General features: G+C 40.5%; 23 protein-coding genes. 11 read left to right on the top strand and 12 right to left on the bottom strand.

The window, feature by feature from the left end:
• Positions 1–10: 10 nt before the first annotated feature.
• Complete coding sequence (locus tag C6W21_RS18925; protein ID WP_189318127.1) at positions 11–451, bottom strand: hypothetical protein; 441 nt, start codon at positions 449–451, stop codon at positions 11–13.
• An 88-nt stretch (positions 452–539) separates the two neighbouring features.
• Here C6W21_RS18925 and C6W21_RS00565 point away from each other — a divergent pair, with 88 nt between their 5' ends.
• Positions 540–1,037 carry a cation:proton antiporter regulatory subunit gene (locus C6W21_RS00565; protein ID WP_034663613.1) on the top strand — a complete coding sequence of 166 codons (498 nt, stop codon included), beginning with the start codon at positions 540–542 and terminating at the stop codon, positions 1,035–1,037.
• A gap of 3 nt (positions 1,038–1,040) precedes the next feature.
• Entirely contained in the window at positions 1,041–2,264 is a 1,224-nt protein-coding gene (locus tag C6W21_RS00560; protein ID WP_106055868.1) for a cation:proton antiporter, read from the top strand.
• Between the two features lie 37 nt (positions 2,265–2,301).
• Here the strand turns inward: C6W21_RS00560 and C6W21_RS00555 are convergent, their stop codons facing one another.
• From C6W21_RS00555 to C6W21_RS00535, 5 genes are all read right to left on the bottom strand, one after another.
• Positions 2,302–3,576 (bottom strand): lysine N(6)-hydroxylase/L-ornithine N(5)-oxygenase family protein, encoded by a 1,275-nt coding sequence (locus C6W21_RS00555; protein ID WP_106048902.1) that lies wholly within the window; start codon positions 3,574–3,576, stop codon positions 2,302–2,304.
• A 75-nt stretch (positions 3,577–3,651) separates the two neighbouring features.
• Complete coding sequence (locus tag C6W21_RS00550; RefSeq protein ID WP_106055867.1) at positions 3,652–5,151, bottom strand: coproporphyrinogen III oxidase; 1,500 nt, start codon at positions 5,149–5,151, stop codon at positions 3,652–3,654.
• A gap of 114 nt (positions 5,152–5,265) precedes the next feature.
• Positions 5,266–6,132 (bottom strand): Cof-type HAD-IIB family hydrolase, encoded by an 867-nt coding sequence (locus C6W21_RS00545; RefSeq protein ID WP_106048900.1) that lies wholly within the window; start codon positions 6,130–6,132, stop codon positions 5,266–5,268.
• A gap of 442 nt (positions 6,133–6,574) precedes the next feature.
• Positions 6,575–6,934 (bottom strand): YlbF/YmcA family competence regulator, encoded by a 360-nt coding sequence (locus C6W21_RS00540; RefSeq protein WP_034663625.1) that lies wholly within the window; start codon positions 6,932–6,934, stop codon positions 6,575–6,577.
• Positions 6,935–7,055: 121 nt separating this feature from the next.
• Positions 7,056–8,189 (bottom strand): DUF445 domain-containing protein, encoded by a 1,134-nt coding sequence (locus tag C6W21_RS00535; RefSeq protein WP_106056202.1) that lies wholly within the window; start codon positions 8,187–8,189, stop codon positions 7,056–7,058.
• Between the two features lie 214 nt (positions 8,190–8,403).
• Here C6W21_RS00535 and C6W21_RS00530 point away from each other — a divergent pair, with 214 nt between their 5' ends.
• The 7 genes from C6W21_RS00530 (at position 8,404) to C6W21_RS00500 (ending at position 14,670) form a co-directional block, all read left to right on the top strand.
• Positions 8,404–9,507, top strand: coding sequence for a YheC/YheD family protein (locus C6W21_RS00530; RefSeq protein ID WP_106055866.1), 1,104 nt, complete (start codon positions 8,404–8,406; stop codon positions 9,505–9,507).
• The gene (locus C6W21_RS00525) at positions 9,464–10,822 is read left to right on the top strand and encodes a YheC/YheD family endospore coat-associated protein (RefSeq protein ID WP_106055865.1); all 1,359 of its coding nucleotides are present in this window, start codon (positions 9,464–9,466) and stop codon (positions 10,820–10,822) included. Before C6W21_RS00530 ends, C6W21_RS00525 begins: the two co-directional genes overlap by 44 nt.
• A 155-nt stretch (positions 10,823–10,977) precedes the next feature.
• Entirely contained in the window at positions 10,978–11,187 is a 210-nt protein-coding gene (locus tag C6W21_RS00520; protein WP_003211787.1) for a YheE family protein, read from the top strand.
• A gap of 20 nt (positions 11,188–11,207) precedes the next feature.
• Complete coding sequence (locus tag C6W21_RS00515; protein WP_106055864.1) at positions 11,208–12,083, top strand: helix-turn-helix domain-containing protein; 876 nt, start codon at positions 11,208–11,210, stop codon at positions 12,081–12,083.
• 139 nt (positions 12,084–12,222) lie between these two features.
• On the top strand, positions 12,223–13,329 hold the full coding sequence (locus C6W21_RS00510) for an ABC transporter ATP-binding protein (RefSeq protein ID WP_106048896.1): 1,107 nt from the start codon (positions 12,223–12,225) through the stop codon (positions 13,327–13,329).
• A gap of 234 nt (positions 13,330–13,563) precedes the next feature.
• Positions 13,564–13,767, top strand: a complete 204-nt coding sequence (locus tag C6W21_RS00505; protein WP_034663637.1) for an alpha/beta-type small acid-soluble spore protein — start codon at positions 13,564–13,566, stop codon at positions 13,765–13,767.
• A 285-nt stretch (positions 13,768–14,052) separates the two neighbouring features.
• Positions 14,053–14,670, top strand: coding sequence for an NAD(P)-dependent oxidoreductase (locus C6W21_RS00500; protein ID WP_106055863.1), 618 nt, complete (start codon positions 14,053–14,055; stop codon positions 14,668–14,670).
• Positions 14,671–14,790: 120 nt separating this feature from the next.
• Here the strand turns inward: C6W21_RS00500 and C6W21_RS00495 are convergent, their stop codons facing one another.
• Together C6W21_RS00495 and bmrC are read right to left on the bottom strand one after the other, a co-directional pair.
• Positions 14,791–16,806, bottom strand: a complete 2,016-nt coding sequence (locus C6W21_RS00495; RefSeq protein WP_106048894.1) for an ABC transporter ATP-binding protein — start codon at positions 16,804–16,806, stop codon at positions 14,791–14,793.
• On the bottom strand, positions 16,803–18,560 hold the full coding sequence (bmrC, locus tag C6W21_RS00490; protein WP_106048893.1) for a multidrug ABC transporter ATP-binding protein BmrC: 1,758 nt from the start codon (positions 18,558–18,560) through the stop codon (positions 16,803–16,805). Before bmrC ends, C6W21_RS00495 begins: the two co-directional genes overlap by 4 nt.
• A 557-nt stretch (positions 18,561–19,117) precedes the next feature.
• On the opposite strand from bmrC, the gene C6W21_RS00485 reads away from it, so the two are divergent.
• Positions 19,118–19,624 carry a universal stress protein gene (locus tag C6W21_RS00485; RefSeq protein ID WP_106048892.1) on the top strand — a complete coding sequence of 169 codons (507 nt, stop codon included), beginning with the start codon at positions 19,118–19,120 and terminating at the stop codon, positions 19,622–19,624.
• Positions 19,625–19,674: 50 nt separating this feature from the next.
• On the opposite strand, the gene dat is transcribed toward C6W21_RS00485, so the two are convergent.
• Positions 19,675–20,532, bottom strand: a complete 858-nt coding sequence (dat, locus tag C6W21_RS00480) for a D-amino-acid transaminase (RefSeq protein WP_106055862.1) — start codon at positions 20,530–20,532, stop codon at positions 19,675–19,677.
• Positions 20,533–20,828: 296 nt separating this feature from the next.
• On the opposite strand from dat, the gene C6W21_RS00475 reads away from it, so the two are divergent.
• Positions 20,829–21,680: a polysaccharide deacetylase family protein gene (locus tag C6W21_RS00475; RefSeq protein WP_106055861.1), complete on the top strand. Its 852-nt coding sequence runs from the start codon at positions 20,829–20,831 to the stop codon at positions 21,678–21,680.
• 43 nt (positions 21,681–21,723) lie between these two features.
• Here the strand turns inward: C6W21_RS00475 and C6W21_RS00470 are convergent, their stop codons facing one another.
• From C6W21_RS00470 to C6W21_RS00460, 3 genes are all read right to left on the bottom strand, one after another.
• On the bottom strand, positions 21,724–22,455 hold the full coding sequence (locus C6W21_RS00470; protein ID WP_411266019.1) for an NAD-dependent protein deacylase: 732 nt from the start codon (positions 22,453–22,455) through the stop codon (positions 21,724–21,726).
• Positions 22,456–22,484: 29 nt separating this feature from the next.
• Entirely contained in the window at positions 22,485–23,573 is a 1,089-nt protein-coding gene (locus tag C6W21_RS00465; RefSeq protein WP_106048888.1) for a mechanosensitive ion channel family protein, read from the bottom strand.
• 164 nt (positions 23,574–23,737) lie between these two features.
• The gene (locus tag C6W21_RS00460; protein ID WP_008359843.1) at positions 23,738–23,839 is read right to left on the bottom strand and encodes a YhdX family protein; all 102 of its coding nucleotides are present in this window, start codon (positions 23,837–23,839) and stop codon (positions 23,738–23,740) included.

Below are 23,839 nucleotides of genomic sequence, written 5' to 3'. Positions count from 1 at the left end.
TACTTCCATTTCAACCCGAATAATCCCTTTTCCTCTGCATGAAAATTTCAAGATCAATTGATACCAAAATAAGCATAATTATTGAAACAAAAAATATATTTTTATATAGTAAATTAAGAAAGAAAATGATTTTGAAAGGGGGAGGATGGTTGATAAGGTGTTCCATATTGATATTGGTTAGTTTCATCGTCATGTTTTCTCCTTTTTCAAATGTCGTTTTAGCTACACAGGCAGAAGCGAGCACACCTACTCTTATTTCTCCATCCATATACGATGAAGAAATACACGCTGTGAAGACACCTCCATTTTCAAAAAAACATGCCTCCTCTATTCTGTTAAAGGACAGATTATCACTGGCTGATTCAAAGGTTTTTCTTCTAAAACCTGCTCCATCAGCTGTGTTATCGATTGATCTATGTTTTTTGGAAATGAAGTGTGCGATCCCCATCATGTGTCAATCAAATTACCTCTACTGATTCATTTTATTTCATCCGTATTACTATATGAAAAACACAACCTATCATATTCGGAGGGATAAAATGAATATTAAAGAAAATGATCTTCCTGGGATCGGAAAGAAATTTGAAATTGAAACGAGAAATAGAGAAAAGATGACGATAGTGATTCATGATGATGGCAGACGGGAGATTTATCGTTTTGACGATGATGATCCAGATGAAGTGCTGTCCACCATTTCTCTCGATGATGCTGAATCACGGCAAATCGCTGCAATAATTGGCGGCATGGTGTATAAACCGCAGGCACTTGAAACCATTGAAATGGCCTTCAATGACTTGATGATTGAATGGTTTAAGGTGGAAAAAGGCGCAAAAGCGGTTGGACATACACTCGGTGATTTAGATGTGCGGCAAAACTATGAAGTCACCGTCATTGCGATCATAAAACATACAAATGAAAAATTACTCAATCCTGGTGCCGATTCGATTATTGAAGCAAATGATACGATGGTCATTTCAGGCGAAAGAAAACACTTAAAGCGATTGATACGTGATTTTCTTTCTAGAGGGGGAGAGTGATGAATGGATCACTTAGTCTTTGAAGTTGGGACGGCGCTGATTCTCATCGCCATCGCCAGCTTAATCGCCAATAAAATGAAATTCTCTATCATTCCTTTTCTCATTGTCCTCGGTATGATCGTTGGGCCGCATGCTCCAACCATCGGGATCATTGATCTAAAATTTATCGAAAGCACCGAAATTATTTCGTTTTTTGGCAGAATGGGCGTCTTGTTCCTTCTTTTCTATCTTGGACTTGAGTTCTCTGTCGGAAAGCTCATTAAATCGGGCAAATCCATTGCTATCGGCGGATCTATTTATATTTTGATTAACTTCAGCTTAGGGCTGCTTTACGGTTTGATCACAGGGTTTGGGTTCCTTGAGGTTCTCATTATGGCAGGGGTTATCACGATTTCATCCAGTGCCATTGTGGCCAAAGTCCTTGTTGATTTGAAACGGACTGCGAACCCTGAAACTGAGTTAATTCTTGGGATCATTATGTTTGAGGATATTTTCCTCGCTGTTTATTTATCCGTCGTATCTGGTCTTGTCCTTGGAGATGCCACAACTGTTAGCGGTGCCTTATTATCTATCTTCATTGCTTTTGGTTATATGATGCTTTTCTTTATCATCGCACGTAAGCTGCCAAAACTATTAAACAAGTTGTTCGATATCCGTTCGAACGAAGTGTTCATCATTGTGATTTTTGCGGCTTTATTTTTTGTCGCTGGTTTCTCAGAGACGATCCATGTCGCAGAGGCCATTGGGGCTCTCTTACTTGGTCTTGTTTTCTCAGAAACAGAGCACTCTGACCGCATCGAACATCTTGTGGTTCCATTTAGAGATTTCTTCGGGGCCATGTTCTTCTTCAGCTTCGGTCTCAGCATTGATCCATTTACATTAGGTGATGCCTTCTGGCTTACGATCGGCGCTGTGCTTCTCACCTTCATTGGGAACTTCACTGCTGGAATGTTCGCTGGAAGAAGAGCTGGATTTTCTCATAAAGCCTCTTCTAATATTGGATTAACCATCGTATCACGAGGAGAGTTTTCAATCATTGTAGCCGAGCTCGGTATTGCGGGCGGACTTGCCGCTACCTTGAAGCCATTTGCTGCATTGTACGTCTTAATCCTTGCGATTTTAGGACCGCTTGTGACGAAGGAATCTAAGCGAATTTATCAAATTCTAAACAAAATCTTCAAATGGAAAACAGAAAAACCAAAAGTGAAAAAGGAAACAACGATCTAATGAAAAAGGGCCCTATGCTTGGGCCCTTTTTCATATCTTATTCAAATTGCTGAAAGGCTGTTTCTTGCTTGACTGGCGCTTCCTTGACCCCACGAATGGTTTGAATCACTTTCTGGTTGCGGTAGATGGATAGTTTTAAATTGGTCGCCGCTGTTCCATGAGAGTGATCAAGATGTGTGAATGTAAAGAAATGATGAGGGCGCTTGTCTTTGAACACAAGCCTGAAGTCTTCTGTCACTTTAAAATGCTCTTCACTTTCCCATTCGATCAAAGGTTCATACGCACTAAACCAAGCTGGGATATTCGGTGTGTACCCTGTAGCCAATACGGCACGATCTGCTGTTATGCTCTTTTCTTTCTTTAGCTGCCACTGCTTTAGGTGCAGCTTCAAGGACTGATTCTCCTCCACCTGAATCGCTTCAAGCTCGGTCATTGGCTGAATGATCACAGATGGCTCTTCACCTGAAACAGACCGATGATACAATTCCTGATAAATACGTGAAAGCGTTGATGCATCTATACCATTTCTTAATCCAGTCAGCCTAGGCAATGTGTTCATTCGTTCTTCATAAGGAAGCGAATGGAAATATTCGACGTACTTTGGTGTAAATAGCTCCTGTCCAAGCTCTGCCGTCTCCAGCTCTCTAAATTCACTAGACCGGGTAATCCACGAAAGCCGCTGTCCTTTCTTTTGATGCTGAAGCAGGTCTAAGAAGATTTCGGCTGCACTCTGCCCAGAGCCAATCACCGTCACCGACTCAGCTTCATGAAGTTCTTTCTGCTGGTCTAAATAACGGCTGCTATGGGTCACATATGGCAGTGCAGCATCAGGCACATCGACAGGAATCATCGGTTTGCTCCCTGTTCCAAGCACGACATGCTTTGCCCGATACTCAGAAAGCGATCCATCCTTCAATCGCCGGACTTTCACAAGATAACCACCTTGGCAGTCCGTCACTTCCTCTACCTTCATACCAAATTGACAGCTATCTAATTCACCTGCGACCCATGATAAATACTCATTGAATTCTCTTCGCGGAATGTCAAACTGTTCAAATGTATAGAACCGGTGAAGTCTATTTGATTCATGTAAATAATTTAAAAATGTATATCTGCTCCTTGGATCCGCCATCGTCACAAGATCAGCTAAAAAGGAGACTTGTAAATCCGTTCCTTTGATCAGCATACCAGGATGCCAGGCAAACTCGGTCTCCTGTTCAAAAAAACAGCATGAAACCTCTTCATACTCCTCTAATAAAGCCGCCAAACCTAAATTGGCAGGCCCAATTCCAATTCCGATCACATCAATCATATGTACACCTGCTTTAACTTTTTATCACTTATATACCCTTTTACAAATGAAAAAAACACTGCGTCACCGCAGTGTTTAAACGTGAGGAACAAATAATGACTCAAGAAATTCAATTTTCTCTTCGGTATAGTGTTCATAGCGGTCATTATACGATTTTGGATCTTTTGGATTGGCATACTGCGTAATTTTCCCTGAACGCGGATCAATGAATTTACTAGCAGCACCGCATCCAATCCCAATGATTGTCTGCACTTCTTCCATAATAATGATATTATACAAACTTTCCTGGCCATCTAATGAATACCCGACATTTTCAAGGTTTCCTAAGATGTTTTTTTGTCTATATAAATAATAGGGGTGATAGTCATGTGCTTTCGTCCAAGCGACCGCTTCATCCATCATACGTGTGATTTCTTCTCGGTCTGCTACTTGATATTTGTCCTTATTGCGCGTCATCTCAGACGCTCTTTTAAAGGAGAGCGTATGCACGGTTAAAGATTCAGGCTTAAGTTCTTCAGTCTGCTGCAAGGAATGCTGGAATTCCTGTAGCCCTTCTCCCGGCAAACCAATAATTAAGTCCATATTAATATTATTCATGCCATACTGTCTTGATAAGTGATACTTTTCAATCGTTTCTTCTACACTATGATGCCGGCCAATGGCTTTCAGTGTTTCATTCTCATACGATTGTGGATTAATGCTAATCCGGTCAATATGATAGCGGTTTAGCACCTCTAGCTTATCAGGCGAAATCGTATCAGGACGCCCTGCTTCGACAGTCACTTCCCGTATATGTTTCACATCAGGGAATGAGCGATACATTTCTTCATACAGCAAATCCATTTCTTCCGCAGTGATACTCGTCGGCGTGCCTCCTCCAAAATAAACGGTCGTCACTTTGATCCCATGTTTTTTTAGCCAAGTGCCGATTTTCTGCATCTCATAATGCAGACCAAACAAAAACGTTCCCACTCTTCCAGCTTGTCCTTTAATGGCATAAGCAGGGAACGTGCAATAGGCGCATTTTGTTGGGCAGAAAGGAATACCAATATAAATACTTACTTCCTGCTGAAGGTCATACAGGTCAGGAATCGCTTGAAGCTGACGGTCGACAATCTCCTGCATCAAATCGATTTTTTCATCATGAATCAAATAATCACGCTTTAATGCGGCATGGGCATCTTCCTTTGTCATGCCTTCTCTCAGCATCTTATGAAGTAATTTTGTAGGACGTATCCCTGTGAGAATACCCCACTTTTGCGTCATCCCTGTGTGCTCCTGAAGCAGATGTAAATAAACAGACAGCACTGTGTTTTTGATTTGCTTCCAGCGCTCCTTGTCGTTCAAACCCTCTGGGACGTCTCGCGAAAAACGACTAGTGATATCTGATCCAGCGATGTGACCAGATGCTTCTACTATTCCATTTTCTTCTTTCCAGTTAAACACCATGGCTAGGCTGTCATCCAGTTCATCTGGATCAAACAGCACTTCACTATCTTCTTCAAATAAATTGGCTATATTGACAAGCGGGCGATGAAATCGTTCATCTGACAGCCCTTTAATTAAAATTCGCATCGTATCACCTTTATCTTCAAACTTGTTTCATTTTACAAAATTCATGTAGGAAAAGCAATGACTGGAACAGTTGAAGACCCTGCCATTTCTTAATTGACAGGGCCTTCGTCTATATTATCGTTTAATATCGAATTGATGTAAAAATCCTTCTCTTTGCTGCATTCTGAAGTATTCCTTGATCATATAAGCGACTCCCTGTTCATCATGCGAACGTGTCACCCAATCGGCTTTACGCTTGACAGAATGAGGTGCATTTCCCATCGCAACGCCTAAGCCAGCCAATTCAAGCATTGGGATGTCATCTATCCCCTGTCCAATGACCACCGTATCTTCTAAAGTCAAACCTAATGCTGAGGTCAAAAGAGAAAGTCCCGCTTCTTTCGATACTCCTTTGCATACAATATTCATTTTCTCATCACTGATCCGAATGAGATCGACAGATGGAAACGCTTGTTGAATGGTCCTGTGAATTTCAGGCTGAAGCTCTGCGGTCGAATATACTTCAATGACTGGTGTACTGACCGGTTCATCCATCAGCATATCACTTAACGATTCAACAAATTGCACGGGATAAAAAATCGGATCAGACGGATGAATCAACGTCTTTCCCATCAGCTGTGACTGAGTTTTTTTCCGGTTGCCAATCGAGAATTTTTCATGCAGCAAGCGAACATTACAATCAAAGCTTTCAAGGATTTGCACAAGGTTAAATGTTTTTTCTTCCGTTAGTTTCTTCACATGAAGCGGCTCATCGAGTTTATTCGCGATAAATGCACCACTATGCGTCACAAGGGTTGACGTTGGAATCTTCAACGCCTTGGCAATTTTTTGTGCGGAACGAAAATGCCGGTTGGTGACAATCGTCACGTAAACCCCTTTTTTCTTCACGTATTCCACAGCTTCTTTTGTAGCGGAATGGATTTTTCCATTGGAACGAAGTAACGTTCCATCTATATTGAGTACAAGTAGTTTTTTTGACACTGAGGCATCCCCCTTCTTGATGACTGTACTTACGATGAGGATATGCCCTAGCTTGGTGCTTTAGAACATGCAGTTGAAAGAGCCCAATTTATGAATCTTTTGTAAATAAAAAAAGCCTACCCCTAGGCTTTTTTTTATGTATAATTTGGATGCGTCACAATGAGGTGATGAAGCTCCCCATGATCCCCTTATCTTTCACACACCAAAGCATTGCTTATATCAGATCCCCTTATGCTTTGCGTTTCTCCCAGAAGCGCTTCTCTCTCGTTTGGCTAATCGCCGTAAATCCCAAGTGAAACGCACCCAATTGTCCCATGAGAGCGCTCATTTGAAAGCACTTTCAATATAAGTATTATCGCAGAATTTATGAGCTTCGACAACCTTTTTTTGAAAAGTTGGACAGGGAACATGTTAAAAAAAAGGGCGAATATCATCGCCCTTTTCATTCATTTTCTTCTGGATTCCCATAAAGCTCTTCAAGAGGCTTCATGATCACTTTATTTAATTCTCCGATGAGAACACTCACACGTTGTTCTGCTTCCATCAACTGAGAGATTTTATCGTGCTGTTGAACAAGTGCCACTGTTTTTTGAGCTTGCTCCACTTCTTCTTGTGTGATCTCTTGACCAGTCATCTGTTTTTGTTGAAGGTTTACTTGAATGTCCCGGAAGTTCTCGAACATTCTTTTAGAGGACTCATCCGCGTTTACCTCATCATAAAGATTTTTTAAAGTTGAATATTCTTCGCTATGACGCAGTGCTTTTTCAAGGTCATATGCAACATCATAAACATTTACAGACATGTTATGTCTCCTTTCTATCCGTTATCACCGATATGATCGGCGGACACCACTCCACTATAACAAACTATGGCTTTCGTTTCACATATATACAATGAATTCATCAAAATTTCTCTAGCTTGTCTTAAAAAAGCGTGACAAAGATTGCTTGGATTGCGCCGATTAATCCGCCTAAAAGACCGCCTAAGATTGTAATCATCTTGAGCTCCTTATTGGAAATACTGACGACAAGCTCTTCCATTTTTTCTAGCGGAAAAAGTTCAATTTGTTCACGAATGATGTCTTCAAATTGCAGCTTTGCAAGCAAACCCTCTAAAGCATTTGATGCCGCACTCATCCCCTTATGAATCAGTACTGGGGCAACGTGTGTTTTAAGATCATCCGCTACAGCACTGACATATGCTCCAACTGGTCTGTCTAATATCAGCTTTGTAGAGAAATGGGAAAGCAATTGGCTTTTCACACTAAATATAAGTTCCTTCACATTCCATCTTTCATCAAGTTCATGTAGGGAGAACTGCTTCACCTTGTCCCATTCTTGAACAAGCAAATCTGATAAAAACCTTTTTGTTTCTGCGTTTCTTAAAAATTTGATGATTTCAGGATGTATCCGGTCAATTAAGCTTGAATTCCCTAGAAACATTTGGACCATACTGCCGAGCATTCCTCTTTCTTTTAAGAAGTCATCAATCATATTACCGAGTCTTGATTTTCCTTCCTCGCTTTCAAAATAATGAATCCCTCTCTTTAAAATATAATCTGCTGCATCTGGAATTTTTGAAGATATTTTGTTTTCCACATCTAGCGGAAGCAATTCAGATAAAGTTTGCTCATTATATTTTTCAAGCAGTGAATTGAGTTTCTGATCAGACCACTCATGAATCCATTCATCTGCTTTGACGTCAGCCTGTGATACGCCGAATCTTTCAAGCAAAGATAGCACTGTTATCTCCATTTCAGTGCCTTTGTCAATATATCGATGGACTGTATGCAATATCTCTTGCTTTGCCTCTGATGATTCAAATCGCTTTTGAATACCTTCTGGCGTGAGCAAATGCTCCATAACCATGACACCAACCTGCTTGGCTACTTCGTCTCTTCTTTTAGGAATGAGCCCTGGTGTAAAAGGAAGCTGTTTCCCGAATAAGTAATACGGCTTATAAGGGCGGAAAAGCATTTTAATTGCAAGATGGTTTGTCGCTGCTCCAATGACTGCGCCTATCACAATCATAAAGATAAACGTTGTGAATATATTCAAAGTCGTCATCAACCTTTCAAATAACACCTGATGTTTATTGTTTTAACCTATACGTATTATAGTTGTTGTCAAGTTCCCAAGCAAATGAAGCATGCTGCTAGACATATGATCAATCGATCTGTCGTAATGATAAAGGAGCGCAATCTTTATGTAAAATCATGAAAAAGTGTTTTTCTGCTGGTAAAAAAAGAAGTTGAAAAGAAGGTGTTTTTTAATGACATCAACATTAGGTATTGTGACCCTTTCTCCGAAGTATGAAGAGAAATTCACACGTGGGCTAGCCAAAGCTGCCCCTGCTTATGGTTTAAAGGTTGTTCGTTTTACACCACTTGATTTAAAGCCGGCTTCAAATTTGATACAAGGTCAAATTTATACGAATGGTCAAGGATTTGCTGCATCAGAATTTGAGATTCCTGACTTGATTTACGATCGATGTCTTTACAAGCATGACGCACAATCTAAAAAAGCAAAACCAATCATGGAATGGCTGAAAAAGTATCCGAAAACAGATTTTTTGAATACAAGTATTTCAAATAAAATGTTGCTATTCGAGCAGCTCCGCCTCCTCCCTTCTTTACAGCCATATTTACCTGTCTGCTCATTATTAAAAGAGCCATCGGACCTTCTCAACATGGTAAGGAAAGACGGTTATTGTAAAATGCAGCCGCTCTCTCAACAGCATGCAGCATCTATTTACTTCATTTTCTTAAAAGACAACACTTTCACTGTTCAGCTAAGTTCTGAGCAAATCATCACATTTTCGCATCCATCAGATATAGAGCGCTGGTGCAAAAAGTACGTAGGACGATATTTCCTTCAATTTTTTCAGACGAGTGATCAAAAAGACTTTTTATTCAACGAAATAAGGATATTCCTTATGAAAGATTCACAAAATCAATGGAATCGCATAGGGATTCATACAAAATCACCTACAGAAAATAGTCATTTACGCATTACACAAAAATCAGCCACTATGATAGGCTTTGATCACTATCTAAACACTTTGCAGCCGCACATCAAAGAGCTTCTTTTAGATGATATTGCATCTATTCAAGCATCTCTCCCAGCATATATAGATAAAACCTTCTCCCCTTGCTTTGAATTCGCTGTAGACTTACTCCATACAAGTGAAGGCAGGCTATTCATATCAAATATAAGATCAAAGCCAGGGCGATCCGCTTTTTTAAAAGCTTATCCTGACAAGGAAAATCAGTTGATTCGTACCATTCTTGCACATGCCCAATCGATGAAGTCTCAACCGAAGGAGGTATCTTATGAACAAAAATCGCTGCATCATCGCCCCTCATCTCACAAGTGAAAAAACAGTTCATCTTCCCGTCCATTTTAAACAGCAGGAGGCGATCTATTCTCTTGCTTTAGGTTCCCGTTTAGTAGATGACTTCACCGTTTCCTATCATCAACATCCAAATAAAATTTTATTATCAGAAGATCTATACAGGGATTTACTAATTCCTTACCAATCAAAAGCTGATGTGATTGCCATTGATCATACACTGTTTATAGGGCCACTGCTTGGCATTTTCACCGCAGGTTTTGAGCAAAGCACGCAGCCACTAGGAACGAGATCAGACTTTTTTATCAAACTGCTGCACTCTTTCAGGCAGCATGCTGGTTTTGCCTATCTTTTTGGTACACATTCTATTGATTGGGATAAAGGAATAGTAGAAGGACTGTTGTACCAACAGCAAACATGGGTTAAAAAACAGATGCCTCTGCCGTCAGTCATTTACGACCGTCTTCCAAATAGAAAGGCTGCTCAGTCGGCATTCATTCAAGAAACAAAACGTAAACTCACTCAAGACTATGATATTCCTTGGTTCAACCCTTATTTTTTTAATAAATGGGATATTCATGAACAACTGTTAACAGATGAAAAAACATGTCCTTTTCTTCCACATTCCATACAATTGGACCCGGTGGACGCTCTAAATAAAATAGAAACGCTCCTCCTTCTACATCAGGTCATATACTTAAAACCGTCGAACGGAAGTCACGGCGACGGTATTTATCAATTAAAGAAGAAGGCTCATGAAATTACTGTATGCTCAAATCAAGGAAGGGTTGTTCCATATGACTCAATAGAGCATTTCATTAACAAGCTCCGGAAAGATCACGCAATTCAAGACTTTATGGCTCAACAAGGCATTGAACTTCTTCAAATAGACAATCAACCAATGGATTTCAGAGTTCATACCAATAAAAATAAGTATGGTCATTGGACAGTCACGGCAGCAGCAGCAAAAGTCTCTGGCAATCACACAGTCACGACTCACCATTCACATGGTGGCTCGGTGAAAACACTTTATGATGTTTTTCCAGGAAAGAAGAAGCGTTTGAAGACTTTAGAGCAGCTTTCTCATACTGCCATCACGCTTAGTCAGGTGATTGATGAAAAAATGTCCGGTCATATTGGTGAAATCGGTTTTGATTTAGGCATTGATCAGACAGGAGCTATCTGGATGTTTGAAGCCAATTCTCGCCCTGGCCGCGAGATTTTCCAGCATGTCTCATTGAGAAACTCAGAAAGGCTGATTGGGAAAAGAATCATGGATTACGCATCTTATCTTTCACAAACGACCTCAACAACTACAGACCACACAAACGTCTACTGACTGTTTTTCATTTTAAAGTGATGACTTTATGAAATCTATGCTTTTCCTATGCTCTTTTCATCAGATGAGATACAATAAAATCAAGTTCAAGGTTGTTTCCGTATTGTCGTGTTTATTTATTGTTTCATCAATAAAAGCAAGGAGGCAATGATGATATGATTTCTCATTTTCAATGGAAACCTCTCTTTAAAAAAGCACAGTTGCCAGGCTGGAAAATATCCTTTTTTCACAATGGTGCGCACTACGAAGGCATCTACCACAAAACAGGTGATATTGAATGGGGCTCTCAGCTTCCGCCCCATGAAGTCGAACCAACTTTAAAAGAAGAAATCCACGAATTAATGCTATTCCATGTCTATGATTAAACTGTTTAAGGAGCTTCGCCATGTTAGAAAGATTAAAGCTTGTTTACGGAGAGCATATGATGAGCTCACCTACAAATGATCATCAAATTCTTTGGTATCAAACAGACGAAGGCGAATTATTTGGAGTAGACAAATCAGAGCTTACAGCAAGAGAAACACTTCTTCTCAATACTTTCCTTACACCAATTGATCTATCTCATACCAAACAGACTGAGGATGAACAAAAATGGTACAGCTATCTTTTTGATAACAAACCACTAACCGTTCAGCACCCCGTCCGTGTATATTATTTTAAAATGTCACATCAAGCAGAACAAAGACAGCAAATAAAAGAGGCTGTGGTTCACAGCCTCGAACATACTCATTTTATTTGGACAGGCGCTGATACAGCGATGCTGATTCAAACAAACGCTACATCCGACAAAGGTCAATTAGATCTGCTAAACGATTTGTCTCTAGCCATTACAAGTGACTTTTTAACAGACTCAGTCTTTTTACAAGGACAGCTCCATTTGCCAAATGAACATTTACAGAAGAAATTGTTAAATGAACAGCAGCTTTTTTTGGACCATGTGCAGCGAGGAAAGCTTAGGTCAGGGATTTCCACATTTTATCAATGTCTGCCATCACTCATACGTTATGATGAATCCGCCCTCTCTCATGCTATTTCAGATGCTTTTAAAGAGGCGGTCTTTGATCGGGACGTTTACCGCACCCTCATGACCTATATGCAATGTAACTTAAATGCATCCAAGGCAGCAAAAGCTTTATATGTACACAGAAATAGCCTTCAATATCGAATTGATAAATTTATTGAGCGCACAGGGATTGATATACGGCATTTTCCAGAAGCATCTGCTGTTTATTTTATGATGAATCTTCTGGACCTTTCATAACCATCAATGACATGAGCATCCTGCCCAAAAATGAAAATGAGATGTTGTGCACGTTGTCCATTTACAGACGCTTCCCCATTTTATACACTTTATTTACAGGTAAAGCGCTTTCAATAAGAGGATGGGGAGGTTATCATCTATGGCTGAAATGATGCTCAATCAAATTTATAAAGTGTATGATAACAAGGTAACAGCAGTAGACAACTTTAATCTACATATAGAAGATAAAGAATTTATTGTGTTTGTTGGACCGTCTGGGTGCGGAAAATCAACAACCCTTCGCATGATTGCAGGACTTGAAGAGATTTCACAAGGGGATTTTCTGTTAGACGGAAAACGGATGAATGATGTAGCACCAAAAGACCGGGATATTGCAATGGTTTTCCAAAACTATGCATTATACCCTCATATGAATGTGTACGATAATATGGCTTTTGGATTAAAGCTGCGGAAGTTCCCGAAAGCAGAAATTGATGAGCGGGTTCGAAATGCTGCGAAAATATTGGGGCTTGAGCAATATTTAGACAGAAAACCAAAAGCTCTGTCTGGCGGTCAAAGACAACGTGTTGCACTTGGGAGAGCAATTGTGCGTGATGCAAAGGTCTTTCTTTTGGATGAGCCGCTTTCTAATTTAGATGCAAAACTTCGCGTTCAGATGCGTGCTGAAATATCTAAGCTTCATCAGCGTCTGCAAACGACATTTATCTATGTCACACATGATCAGACTGAAGCTATGACAATGGCTACTCGCCTTGTTGTGATGAAAGATGGCTTTATTCAGCAGGTTGGAGCGCCGAAGGATGTATATGAAAATCCAGAGAATGTATTTGTAGGTGGATTCATTGGCTCTCCTGCGATGAATTTTTTCACAGGAAAGCTCTCTGACGGTGCCATTGCAGTTGGAAAAACGCATATTCGTGTACCAGAAGGAAAGATGAAGGTATTACGCAGCCAAGGTTATATCGGAAAAGATATCATCCTTGGTATCAGGCCAGAAGATTTTCATGATGAACCCGTGTTTATAGAGGCGTCTGAGGGGACAAAGATCGATGCCAACGTAGAAGTTGCTGAATTAATGGGAGCAGAAACGATGCTTTACTCATCTCTCGATGGTCAGTCTTTTATTGCACGTGTTGATTCTCGTACCGATGTTCAGGCTGGACAATCTATACCTCTTGCCATCGATATGAACAAAGCCCTCTTCTTTGACTCGGATACGGAGCTCCGCATTCGCTCCGCTGAATAAAGAGATACATGCAGCACCATCACTCCTGATTGAGTGATGGTTTTTTTGCATATTGAACAACATTTACCATGTTCTTTTCTCGTATGTTTTTTTCAGAAATCACCATAATACTTAGTACAAAGCAGTTACTGCACTGGGTTTCGTCAAGTGGCAAATGACTTGCTCATTTCGCTGGTGCGATTCCAGCAAACCCAACCAAAAAAACAAATCATATACAAAAAGGAGATTCACATCATGGCAAATTCTAATAGTTCAAATCAATTACTAGTTCCTGGAGCAGAGCAAGCAATCGACCAAATGAAGTACGAAATCGCTTCTGAATTCGGTGTAAACCTTGGTGCAGAAACAACATCTCGCGCTAACGGATCAGTTGGTGGAGAAATCACTAAGCGTCTTGTATCTTACGCTCAACAACACATGGGTGGAACACAAGCTTAATTTCATATTTGGATCATAGAAGGCACCTCTTAAGGTGTCTTCTTTTTTATTTTTATCCCTCACCAATCCCCTTTCCAGCTCATATCATGTAGTAGAAAGGAGCGGATCTTCATGGACATTATTTCAGGTATGAACTTTGAACTTCTACAATTCGTAGGTATCTCTCTATTATGTGAATATGCTCATAGTATTCGGTCCTTTCACCTTTATAAAAAAAGCATCACATAAAAATTGTACCATTTTGGGTTCTTTTCACTTATAGTATGTAGTGGAGGGATCGAACAGATGAAAATAGCTCTTTTCGGTGCTCATGGACGTGTAGGACAAGCATTTCTTCGTTTTGTTCAAGTAGATGATCGTTACATAGTTCGTTCATTGATTCGGACAAACCGAGAAGAAATGCTTGAGGGTATGTTTCAAGTCACCGGCAATTCAAGAAATCGAGAAGATGTGCTTGAGGCGATCAAAGGAGCAGATATTGTTGTGAGCTGTCTATCAACAGATGGTGATGATACATTATCTGTTTCAATGGAGCATATCGTACAAGCCATGAAGCAAACAAATACATCAAGAATTATCACAATCGGTACGGCAGGTATTTTAAAAGCAAGGCAGCAGCCGGAGCTTTACCGTTTTGAAACAAATGAATCAAGACGGACCACTTCCCGAGCAGCTAAAGAGCATGCCAAAGCGTTTGAAATCCTTCAATCGACTGATCTAGATTGGACCATTATTTGTCCAACCTATTTACCAGATGGAGAAGTGACACGGTCATATCGCTATGAGAAAGATTTTCTCCCTATAAATGGAAAGAAAATTTCAGTTGAAGATACCGCACACTTTTTATATCAGCAGTTAAATTCAAAGGAATTTGTACATCAACGCGTGGGTATTGCCTATTGATGATGCAGCTCGTGTAAACGATTTAACGAGTAAAGGTCGAGGTCAAAAACGAATCCTCGACTTTTTTATGCAAATGAAAAGAGCCTCATTCAATGTGAATAGGCTCTTTTTTGTTATTCATCAGCTGTTTGCAACAGCACCCTTTTGCAGTTCGTACATTTGCGCATACAGCCCTTCTTGCTGCATGAGTTGATCATGACTGCCTCGCTCGACAATTTCACCTTTTTCTAATACCAGAATCATATCGGCTTTCTTAATGGTGGATAATCGGTGAGCAATGACAAAAGTCGTTCGACCTTCTTTGACGACATCAAGCGCCCGCTGAATGATCGCTTCTGTTTCTGTATCAATGTTTGCGGTGGCTTCATCTAAAATTAAGATCGCTGGATCGTACGCTAATGCACGGGCAAATGAGATTAACTGACGTTCTCCTGAGGAAAGAGTACTTCCCTTTTCAACGACTGGTTCATCAAATCCTTCTGGCAGGTGTTTCAATAACTCTGCTGCGCCTACTTGCTTTAATGATGATTCAATCGTTTCTCTTTTAATGTCTTCATTTCCTAAGCTGACATTGGATGCAATCGTTCCGGAAAATAAATACGGGTCTTGAAGCACAATGCCCATCTGTTTACGCAACGTTTGGCGTGACTGGTGATAAATGCTTTCCCCATCTATGAGAATGTCTCCTTGCTGAATGTCATAAAAACGCAGCAGCAAGTTCATAATCGAGCTTTTCCCAGAACCGGTATGTCCCACAAGTGCAACTGTTTGGCCTTTTTTGGCCTCGAACGTAATGTTCTTTAATACATTATTCCCTTCATTATAAGCAAAGGTGACATCTTGGAACTGAACGTGTCCCTCCATTTTCTTTTGAACAGGTTCTTCCACTGTTGTTCCTGGCTCATCCAATAATCGGAAAACCCTTTTCGATGAAACTCTTGCTAATTCCAATCTCGAGAATTGGTTCACAATGCCTGTAATCGGCTGAAATAATCGATTTAAATAATCGACAAACGCATAGAGCACACCAATTGACACAATGCCCGTCGCACTTAAGGACGCACCACCAAAATACCAAATGAGTGCCACATATGCTAAATTCCGAAGCAGGTTAACCAAGTTATGCGACAGAAGTGAATTTAAATGCAGCATCTTTCGCTGATATCGAAAGTGATTGTTGTTCAGCTCATCAAATTCCTCTTTCGTCACTTTTTCATGACGAAACGCTTGAATAATGGTCATCCCTTGAATGGCTTCATTTAACTTGGCATTGATGTCACTAATGATCGAACGAATGCGGTGGTTGTACACGGATGCAAACTTTCTGTAGGTCATCGACCATAGGAAAATAATCGGTACCGCCACCAAACAAATGAGTGCCAGCTTCACATTTAATAAAAACATGGCAATATAAATTCCAATCATGTAAATAGCACTCGTCACGAAATTAGCGAGGACTGTCACATATAAATCACGAATGGTTTCTGTGTCATTGGTAATCCTCGCTACAACCTTTCCAGCCGGTAAATTATCAAAATACCGGATAGGCAGCGTTTGAATATGCTCAAATACATCTACCCTCATTTTTTGAATAATTCGATTGGCTATCCGCTGAAGAAGATAATGCTGCGCATACTGAAAGAAAATCGCAATGATGAGAAGCCCTAGATAAAATAGAACAAGCTGCACCAAACCACTGATTTCCGGCTCATAAAAAGAGAAAATTTCCTCTTTTGATAAACGCTGTACTTGATAGATCTCACGCTCGTTCCCATTTTCAATAGTAAGCTGATCTCCAGAAATTTTTCGGTTTCCATCAAAGCGAATCGGCTCATTCACAAAATAGTAACCGAATCCAACTTGCACCACATTAATTTGTTTTCCAGATTCCATACCACTGTCTAATCGATCGCTTCGTATATAGTTATTTCCCTGGTAATAAACGGTTTTGTCTGTTTTTTCATTGACCTCGACATATGGTTTTTCTACACCTAAAATATGATCATCAATCATTTTCTTCCCAATAAATGGTCCTGTCAGCTCAGCACCTACTGCGATGATGAGAAAGATTAAGGCAACAGACAGTACTTTCTTATAAAGGAGTGCGTAGGCAAGGAGTCTTCTTCCTGTTGTCATGCCTCATCCCCTCCTTCCAGCTGGTTTGTCAGCTGCTGACGCAGAAATTGTTCTTTGTACCACCCATCTTGCTGAATGAGCTCTTCATGAGTGCCCTTTTGGACTATGCGTCCCTCTTCCATGACAAGTATGAGATCCGCATGCTCAACAGCTGATAGACGATGAGTCGTAATAAATGTCGTTTTCCCATGACGATTTTGCCTTAAATTTTCTAAAATAGCGGTTTCTGTTTTTGCATCTACCGCAGAAAGCGAGTCATCCAGTATCAAAATGTCGGGGTCTATTAATAAAGCGCGTGCAATGGAAATTCGCTGCTTTTGTCCACCTGACAGCGCCACACCTTTTTCCCCGACCATGGTTTCGAGACCCTCTGGCAAAAGACGTAAATCCTTTTCAAAATAAGCATCTTTGATCGCTTGTGCTAATTCATTTTGTTTTGCGTCCCGATGACCAAAGCGCATATTCTCTTCTACACTTTTTGAAAAAAGGATATGATCCTGCGGTACGTATCCAATCCATTGAAATAGTTGATCCAATTCGACCTCTTGGATTGGGACACCGGATAGCAGTATTTGGCCATCACCTGTTGGATATTGGCGCAGAAGCTGTTTTACGATGGTCGTTTTACCGCTTCCTGTTTTGCCTGTAATTCCGATTGTCTGCCCTTTTCGAACCGTAAAGGACACATCAATTAAATTATCCTTAGGGGAAGTTGGATATCTGAATGTCACGCGGTCAAACTGAATATCGCCAGGCTCTTGTAACGTTTTTGGCTGAGAAGCGTCTGTGACATCCGGCTTGTAGCTGAGTGTATGATTCAACCGGTCTAACGACGCATTTCCCCTTTGCATAATATTAATCAATTCGCCGATCGCAAACATTGGCCAAATCATCATTCCAAGATAGACGTTAAATGCGACAAGCTCACCAATGGTTAAATCGCTTTGGAATACAAGATAGGCTCCGTAGCCAATTCCTATTAAGTAACTGACACCGACAAGTAATTTCACTGTCGGCTCAAACAATGAATCAATGACCGCCACTCTCATATTTTTTTGAAATACATCATCTGTCATTTGGCGAAAGCGTTCGACATCTTGTTTCTCCTGTACAAAAGAACGGATAACCCGGACGCCTGCGACTGATTCAAGGACGCGATCGTTCATATCACCAAATGCATCTTGAGCAACTGTAAAGCGATCATGAATCTTGCTGCCATAATACGCAATCAAGAGCGCCATTAGCGGCATAGGGATGATCGCCATTAAGGTTAATTTCCAGCTAATCGTCAGCCCCATCGTAAAGAAAATCATCAGCATATAAGCAGTGGAATCAACCAATGTCAGAACGCCAAAACCTGTCGTTAAAGCCACAGCATTTAAATCGTTTGTACCTAATGCCATTAAATTACCGGTTTTTTTCTTTTCATAAAAGGTCGGTGTCATCTTAAGTAAGTGACGCATGAGCTTCCCGCGCATCACACGCTCCATGACATTTGCGCCGCCAAATAACTGATACATCCAAAAATATGTCAGCGTATAGACGACGACACCTAGCAAGCAAAAAATGGTTACATAAAACATCATACTGGATGTTGTAAATTGACCAGAACGAATGTCATCAACTGCCTGCCCAAGATATCTTGGCGGCAGCATTTCAAGCACATTCACAATGAGCAGGAGCGTAATGGCGATCGTATAACGCCTCCACTCTTGTTTGAAGAACCAGCCTAATTTCGCAAATACTGAAAACATGTTTGTCTCTCCTTTTAAAGCTAGCCGCTTTCTAGATTTTCCTGGCTGTCACCTTGTTTCCTTTTTTTGGTTTTTGTCATTTGTCTTGTTTTTGGCATGTTCACATGCTTTCACTCCTCTTCATTTACTTGTTGATCTCCATTCCTTTATTTCGAAATGCGAAATGAATACAACAAAAAAAGAGGCAACCAGCTGTCTGGTACGCCTCTTTTAGTCATGTAAAAAGGCGCATGTTGACAAATACGCAACATACGCCTTGATTCATCCGATCAATTGGAACATACGAGTCCCTTTTCAATGACCAATGAAGGTGTAATTGTCACGTGAATCAACCCGTTCATGCAGTTTGATTTCATTCTTCCAACGTTGCACATGACATTTCCTCCTTTTGGCTCTTGAATCTTTTTTTATCTTATAGTGGCTGTCACCATTTTGTCAATAAATATTTTTCAATAAATGAAATTTTCTAACAAAAAGTTCACCACCTTCATGTGTATCTTTTTCAGATAACGGGTATACCATGAGTGTAAAGACTCCTTTTGAAAGGAATGAGGACAATGTTTCAAGCTGATCGGATGGTCGTTGCATTTGATGGACATGAAGACAGTAAGAAAGCATTAAAAAAGGCAATCGCTTTAGCTAAAACCTTGCATGCCAAGCTAACCGTTGTCTATGCACATGATGGCAAATCAAGCAGACAGGTGTTTGATGCACCACGCCCAATGACTGGCGGAGCTTATATCGGCGGCGGCATGGCAGATCTTCAAACACCCCCTGTGTATGTACCTCATGATGAACAGCAAAGTCCCTTGATTTTTGAAGATCATACAGAAGAGGTCGTTGCGGAAGCAAGAATGCTTTTAAATGAGGAGCAGTTTGAAGCTGCCATTGAAATTGTTGAGGGGGAACCAGCGGAAGCGATTATCGAATATGCTGAAGACATATCAGCAGACCTCATCGTCATGGGAGCACGTGACCAAAGTAGATTGAAAAAAATGCTCTTTGGCAGTGTAAGTGAAAAGTTATCATCAAAATCAGATATACCTGTGCTTATTGTAAAATAAAAGAATCACAAAAGGCTGTAAACATTGGTTTACAGCCTGCCTCTTTTTATTTATGAAGAAATAGATGCTTCACTTTCCTGTTTAATTTTTTGCTGGAAGCCTTCCTGTACACGCTTTGTCAATTCTCCTGGAACGCCTTCACCTACTGGCTGGCCATCAATTTCAACAACCGGAATGACTTCAGCCGTCGTCGAGCTGATGAAGATTTCCTGCGCGCGCAGCAGCTCTTCTTTACTTATACGAGTTTCTTCAACACTGCATCCCTCTTCTTCACATACCTCAAGAAGCTTTCTACGGGTAATACCGTTTAGAATAAGATTGTTTGCTGGATGTGTGCGAATCACGCCATCAATGACGGCATATACATTCGAGGAGGTTCCCTCGGTCACAAAACCGTCTCTAATGAGAATGGCTTCAAATGCACCAGCTTCAGATGCCTTCTGCTTTTCCATGACGTTATATAAGAGATTTAAGCTTTTAATATCACATCTTAACCAGCGAAGGTCCTCAGATAATATGACTTTTGCACCAGCTGTCTGCTCATGAATAGGCTTTTTCACCTGGAACGTATATGCTGTGATTTGAGGAGTGAGAGAATCGCCATATTGATGTTTACGAGGTGCGACGCCCCGCGTGATTTGAATATACACACCGCCATCTGTTAATTGGTTGTGGGCGACGAGCTGTTTTAACTTTTCTTCCATATCTGATACTGCACCTTGAAGATGAATGCCGATTTCTTTTGCACTCTTGAACAGACGCTCTGTATGCTCTTTTAATGTAAACAAATTCCCATTGTATACACGGATGACCTCATAAACGCCGTCACCAAATTGATAGCCTCTGTCTTCAATATCTACATGTGCATCCTTTTTTTCAATGAAATCGTCATTATACAATACTTTCATACGGAATCTCCCCTTCGCTTCGCATTAATGGTTGAATCTGATGCTATCTTAGCGGATAAATGGGTACGTTTCAATGATTATTCAGAATTATTTCACATCATGATAAATGGTCAACTTTCTATTGTAACAAACATAGACTCATAACCAAAAAGATTCCAATTTTTCAGCATCTTCTATATTCATAGGCTCTTTTTTCCTGTATACTTACTTCATATAAACACGACAAAAAACAGCGAAAAAAGACAGAATCTACTACATGATTCGACACAAATTTTTGATTTATTGGAGCGATTGTAATGCAACGGGTTAAAAAACAGACACCTTCAAACATGATGCTGCTCTCAAAGGCGATTGGTTTAGTGATTCTGTCACTGATCCTCTTTTTTATTTGGGATATATCTAAAACCAATATGCAGGCAGCAGATCAGCCGGCTAAAATGTCTGCGAGCAGTCAATTCCGAGACACAAGCACAAGTTTGAAAGCAAAAGATGATTCTACGAAAACATTAGATGCACATTTTAAGATCAACCCAAACAAACATGTAACGGATCAAACGATCTTTTTAACCTTTGATGATGGTCCGTCAGCGACAACAAACCAGCTTTTAGATGTGCTCAAGTCGCATCAAGTAAAGGCCACATTCTTCATGCTTGGGCCGCAGATTCAGGAACACCCGGCAGCTGTGAAAAGACTTCATCAAGAAGGTCATCAGTTAGGGCTTCATGGTATCACACATGATGTGAAACGCTTTTATCAAAAAAGTGATTCTCCCGTCAATGAGATGAAGGAAGATCAGCGCATTTTGGCTTCTGTCACAGGTGAGTATACACATCTTGTGAGAACACCTTATGGCAGCGCCCCAAATTTAACGGATCAGCAAAAAGCACGTTTAAAACAAAAAGGCTTTATCTACTGGGATTGGACAATTGACAGTCTTGACTGGAAATATAAAAGCTCAAAATATGTACCAGAGGTATTAAATCAGCTGCAAGTGCTAGAGACAAAACATCCAAAAGAACCAAAAATCATTTTAATGCACGATCAGCCAGCGACAGCAAAATACTTAAACAGTTTGCTCACACAGCTAAAAGCGAAGGGCTATACATTTGAAGTCCTTGATGAAACGATGGAGCCGCTCCAACAATAAAGAAAGACCCCGCTCCTTTTTTGGATGCGGGGTCTTTGATGATTTATAAAGCTTTCACGAGATCGCCAATTCGCTCATGGAAGACAAGATCAAACAGTGGATCGTATTCTGTTTCACTCAAATTCATCATCACCTTGAAGATGGAAGGATTTTGAGCGGCATCTTCTGGAATATATCTTGCTGGCGCTACTTCTAGGGAAGTCCCCATGACGAGCAGAAGGTCCGCTCGCTTGAGTGATTTCTCTACTTGATCAAAATGTTTGACCATGTCTCCAAAAAGGACAACATCTGTTTTCAGCACACGTCCACATGTGCGTCCGTCTGAGGAAACCTTTAGACATACAGGCACTTCTTCTTTTAATAAATAAGGCAGTTCATATGTCGCATGGCACGATGGGCAAGTAGCTGTTTGAATCGAGCCGTGGAGTTCATATACGTGCTGGCTTCCTGCTTTTTTATGCAGGCCATCAATATTTTGGGTGAAAATATCCACATGTTTTCCTTGTTTCTCAAGGCTGACTAAAAAGGTATGCCCGCTATTCGGCTCGTACTCCCCGCTCATTTTCATCTGAAACAATTCCTTGAATTTCGGCCAGAATTGATGAGGGTTTGATAAAAAATAGGACCGGCTCATCGCTTCCATGCGAGCGGTGTCTTCAGTCCATAAGCCGCCCGTTGATCTAAAATCGGGGATACCTGATTCTGTGCTCATACCCGCACCTGAAAGCACCATAATATGTGAAGCATGCGTTAATTTCTCTCTTAGCGCTACCACCTTTGTTTGATCCACTCATCATTCCTCCTTTATTCACCCAGCTGTTTTTCACCTTTTTGTTTCATATAAATGGTCTGTCCAGGGAAGGCAAATTCTACACCTTCTTGATGGAAGATATCCATGATACGGTAGTTAATGTCCTGTTTAATATCAAGGTTTTCAGCCCAAGCCGTCGTGTTTGTGTAAAAGTTGAAAAATAAATTCAAATAACTGTCCCCCAGTACATCGAGATTCACCATAATCGTCTCCTTGTGCACCCCATCATGCTCATAAAGCATTTGTTTGAGACGTTTGATACAATGGTCAAGATTTTCCTTTGGTGTATTGTAGGACACACGTACGGAAAACGTAATTTGGCGTTTATTCATTCTCGTCCAGTTCGTGATAGGTTCCTTTGAAAGCGTAGAATTCGGAACTGTTACGACGGCTTCAGCAGGTGTTCTAAACTTTGTACTTCGAAATGTAATGTCCTCCACAGTCCCAAGAACACTTGGCGTCTCCACAAAGTCGCCCATTGTAAAAGGCTTCTCTGTAATGATGACGACCCCTCCAAAAAAGTTCGCCACAGTATCCTGTGCAGCAAGCGCAAAGGCTAGACCACCTAGACCAAGACCTGCCACCAGTCCATTTACATCATAATTAAATTCTTGTGCAATGACACTAATACTCAGAGCAATGATAATGAAACGAAGCACCTTTGATAAAAACGGTGCTAAAATATCATCCATTTCTAATTCAAATTTCGAATTTACTTTTTGAAATAAGAAAGAAGAAGCTGCGGTTAAATTACAAAGCCCCCACGTCAGCATCAATATAATGGAGGATCTATACAATTTGATGATGACATCCATATGATGCTCAAAGTATGGTGCCTGTCTTAACGCAAAATATAACCCAAGTGCGACAAAAAACAGTCTGGCTGGTTTTTCGAAAGCCACAACAATTTGGTTAATGACCTCCGTTTTAGACCGATTGGTCAGTCTAAAGAGAAGATGAAATAAGTACTTCGTAAATACTTTCCGAAGCAATAAAAAAAGCAATAAAATACAAAGGCTAATACCGATTTGGATTGCAACATCTACTGTAAAATATGTATCCATCCATTTTTGTGTAAACATGTTTGTCTCTCTCCTTTAAAACAATCCTCTCTAGTTTATAATATAACCTTCGTTTGTGTCCTCTCATAAATGTCTGACCTCTATATAAAAAGCCTCGGGAACAGTCCCGAGGCATGATGTTCAATTATGAAATTTTGGCTAGAGACATATCGACGGGCAGCAAACTACTTTTTCTTCTGAGCCTGATCAAGGAGAGTCGCTTTAAACATTTCAGCATCCGTTTCGACCTTAATACGTTCTTCCACTCTAATTCTCCCTTTACCCAA

This window comes from Bacillus sp. NMCN1 (assembly GCF_002998085.1).
Classification (GTDB): domain Bacteria; phylum Bacillota; class Bacilli; order Bacillales; family Bacillaceae; genus Bacillus.
Note: the sequence above shows the minus strand (reverse complement) of the source record. Positions and strands in the feature narration are given on the sequence as shown.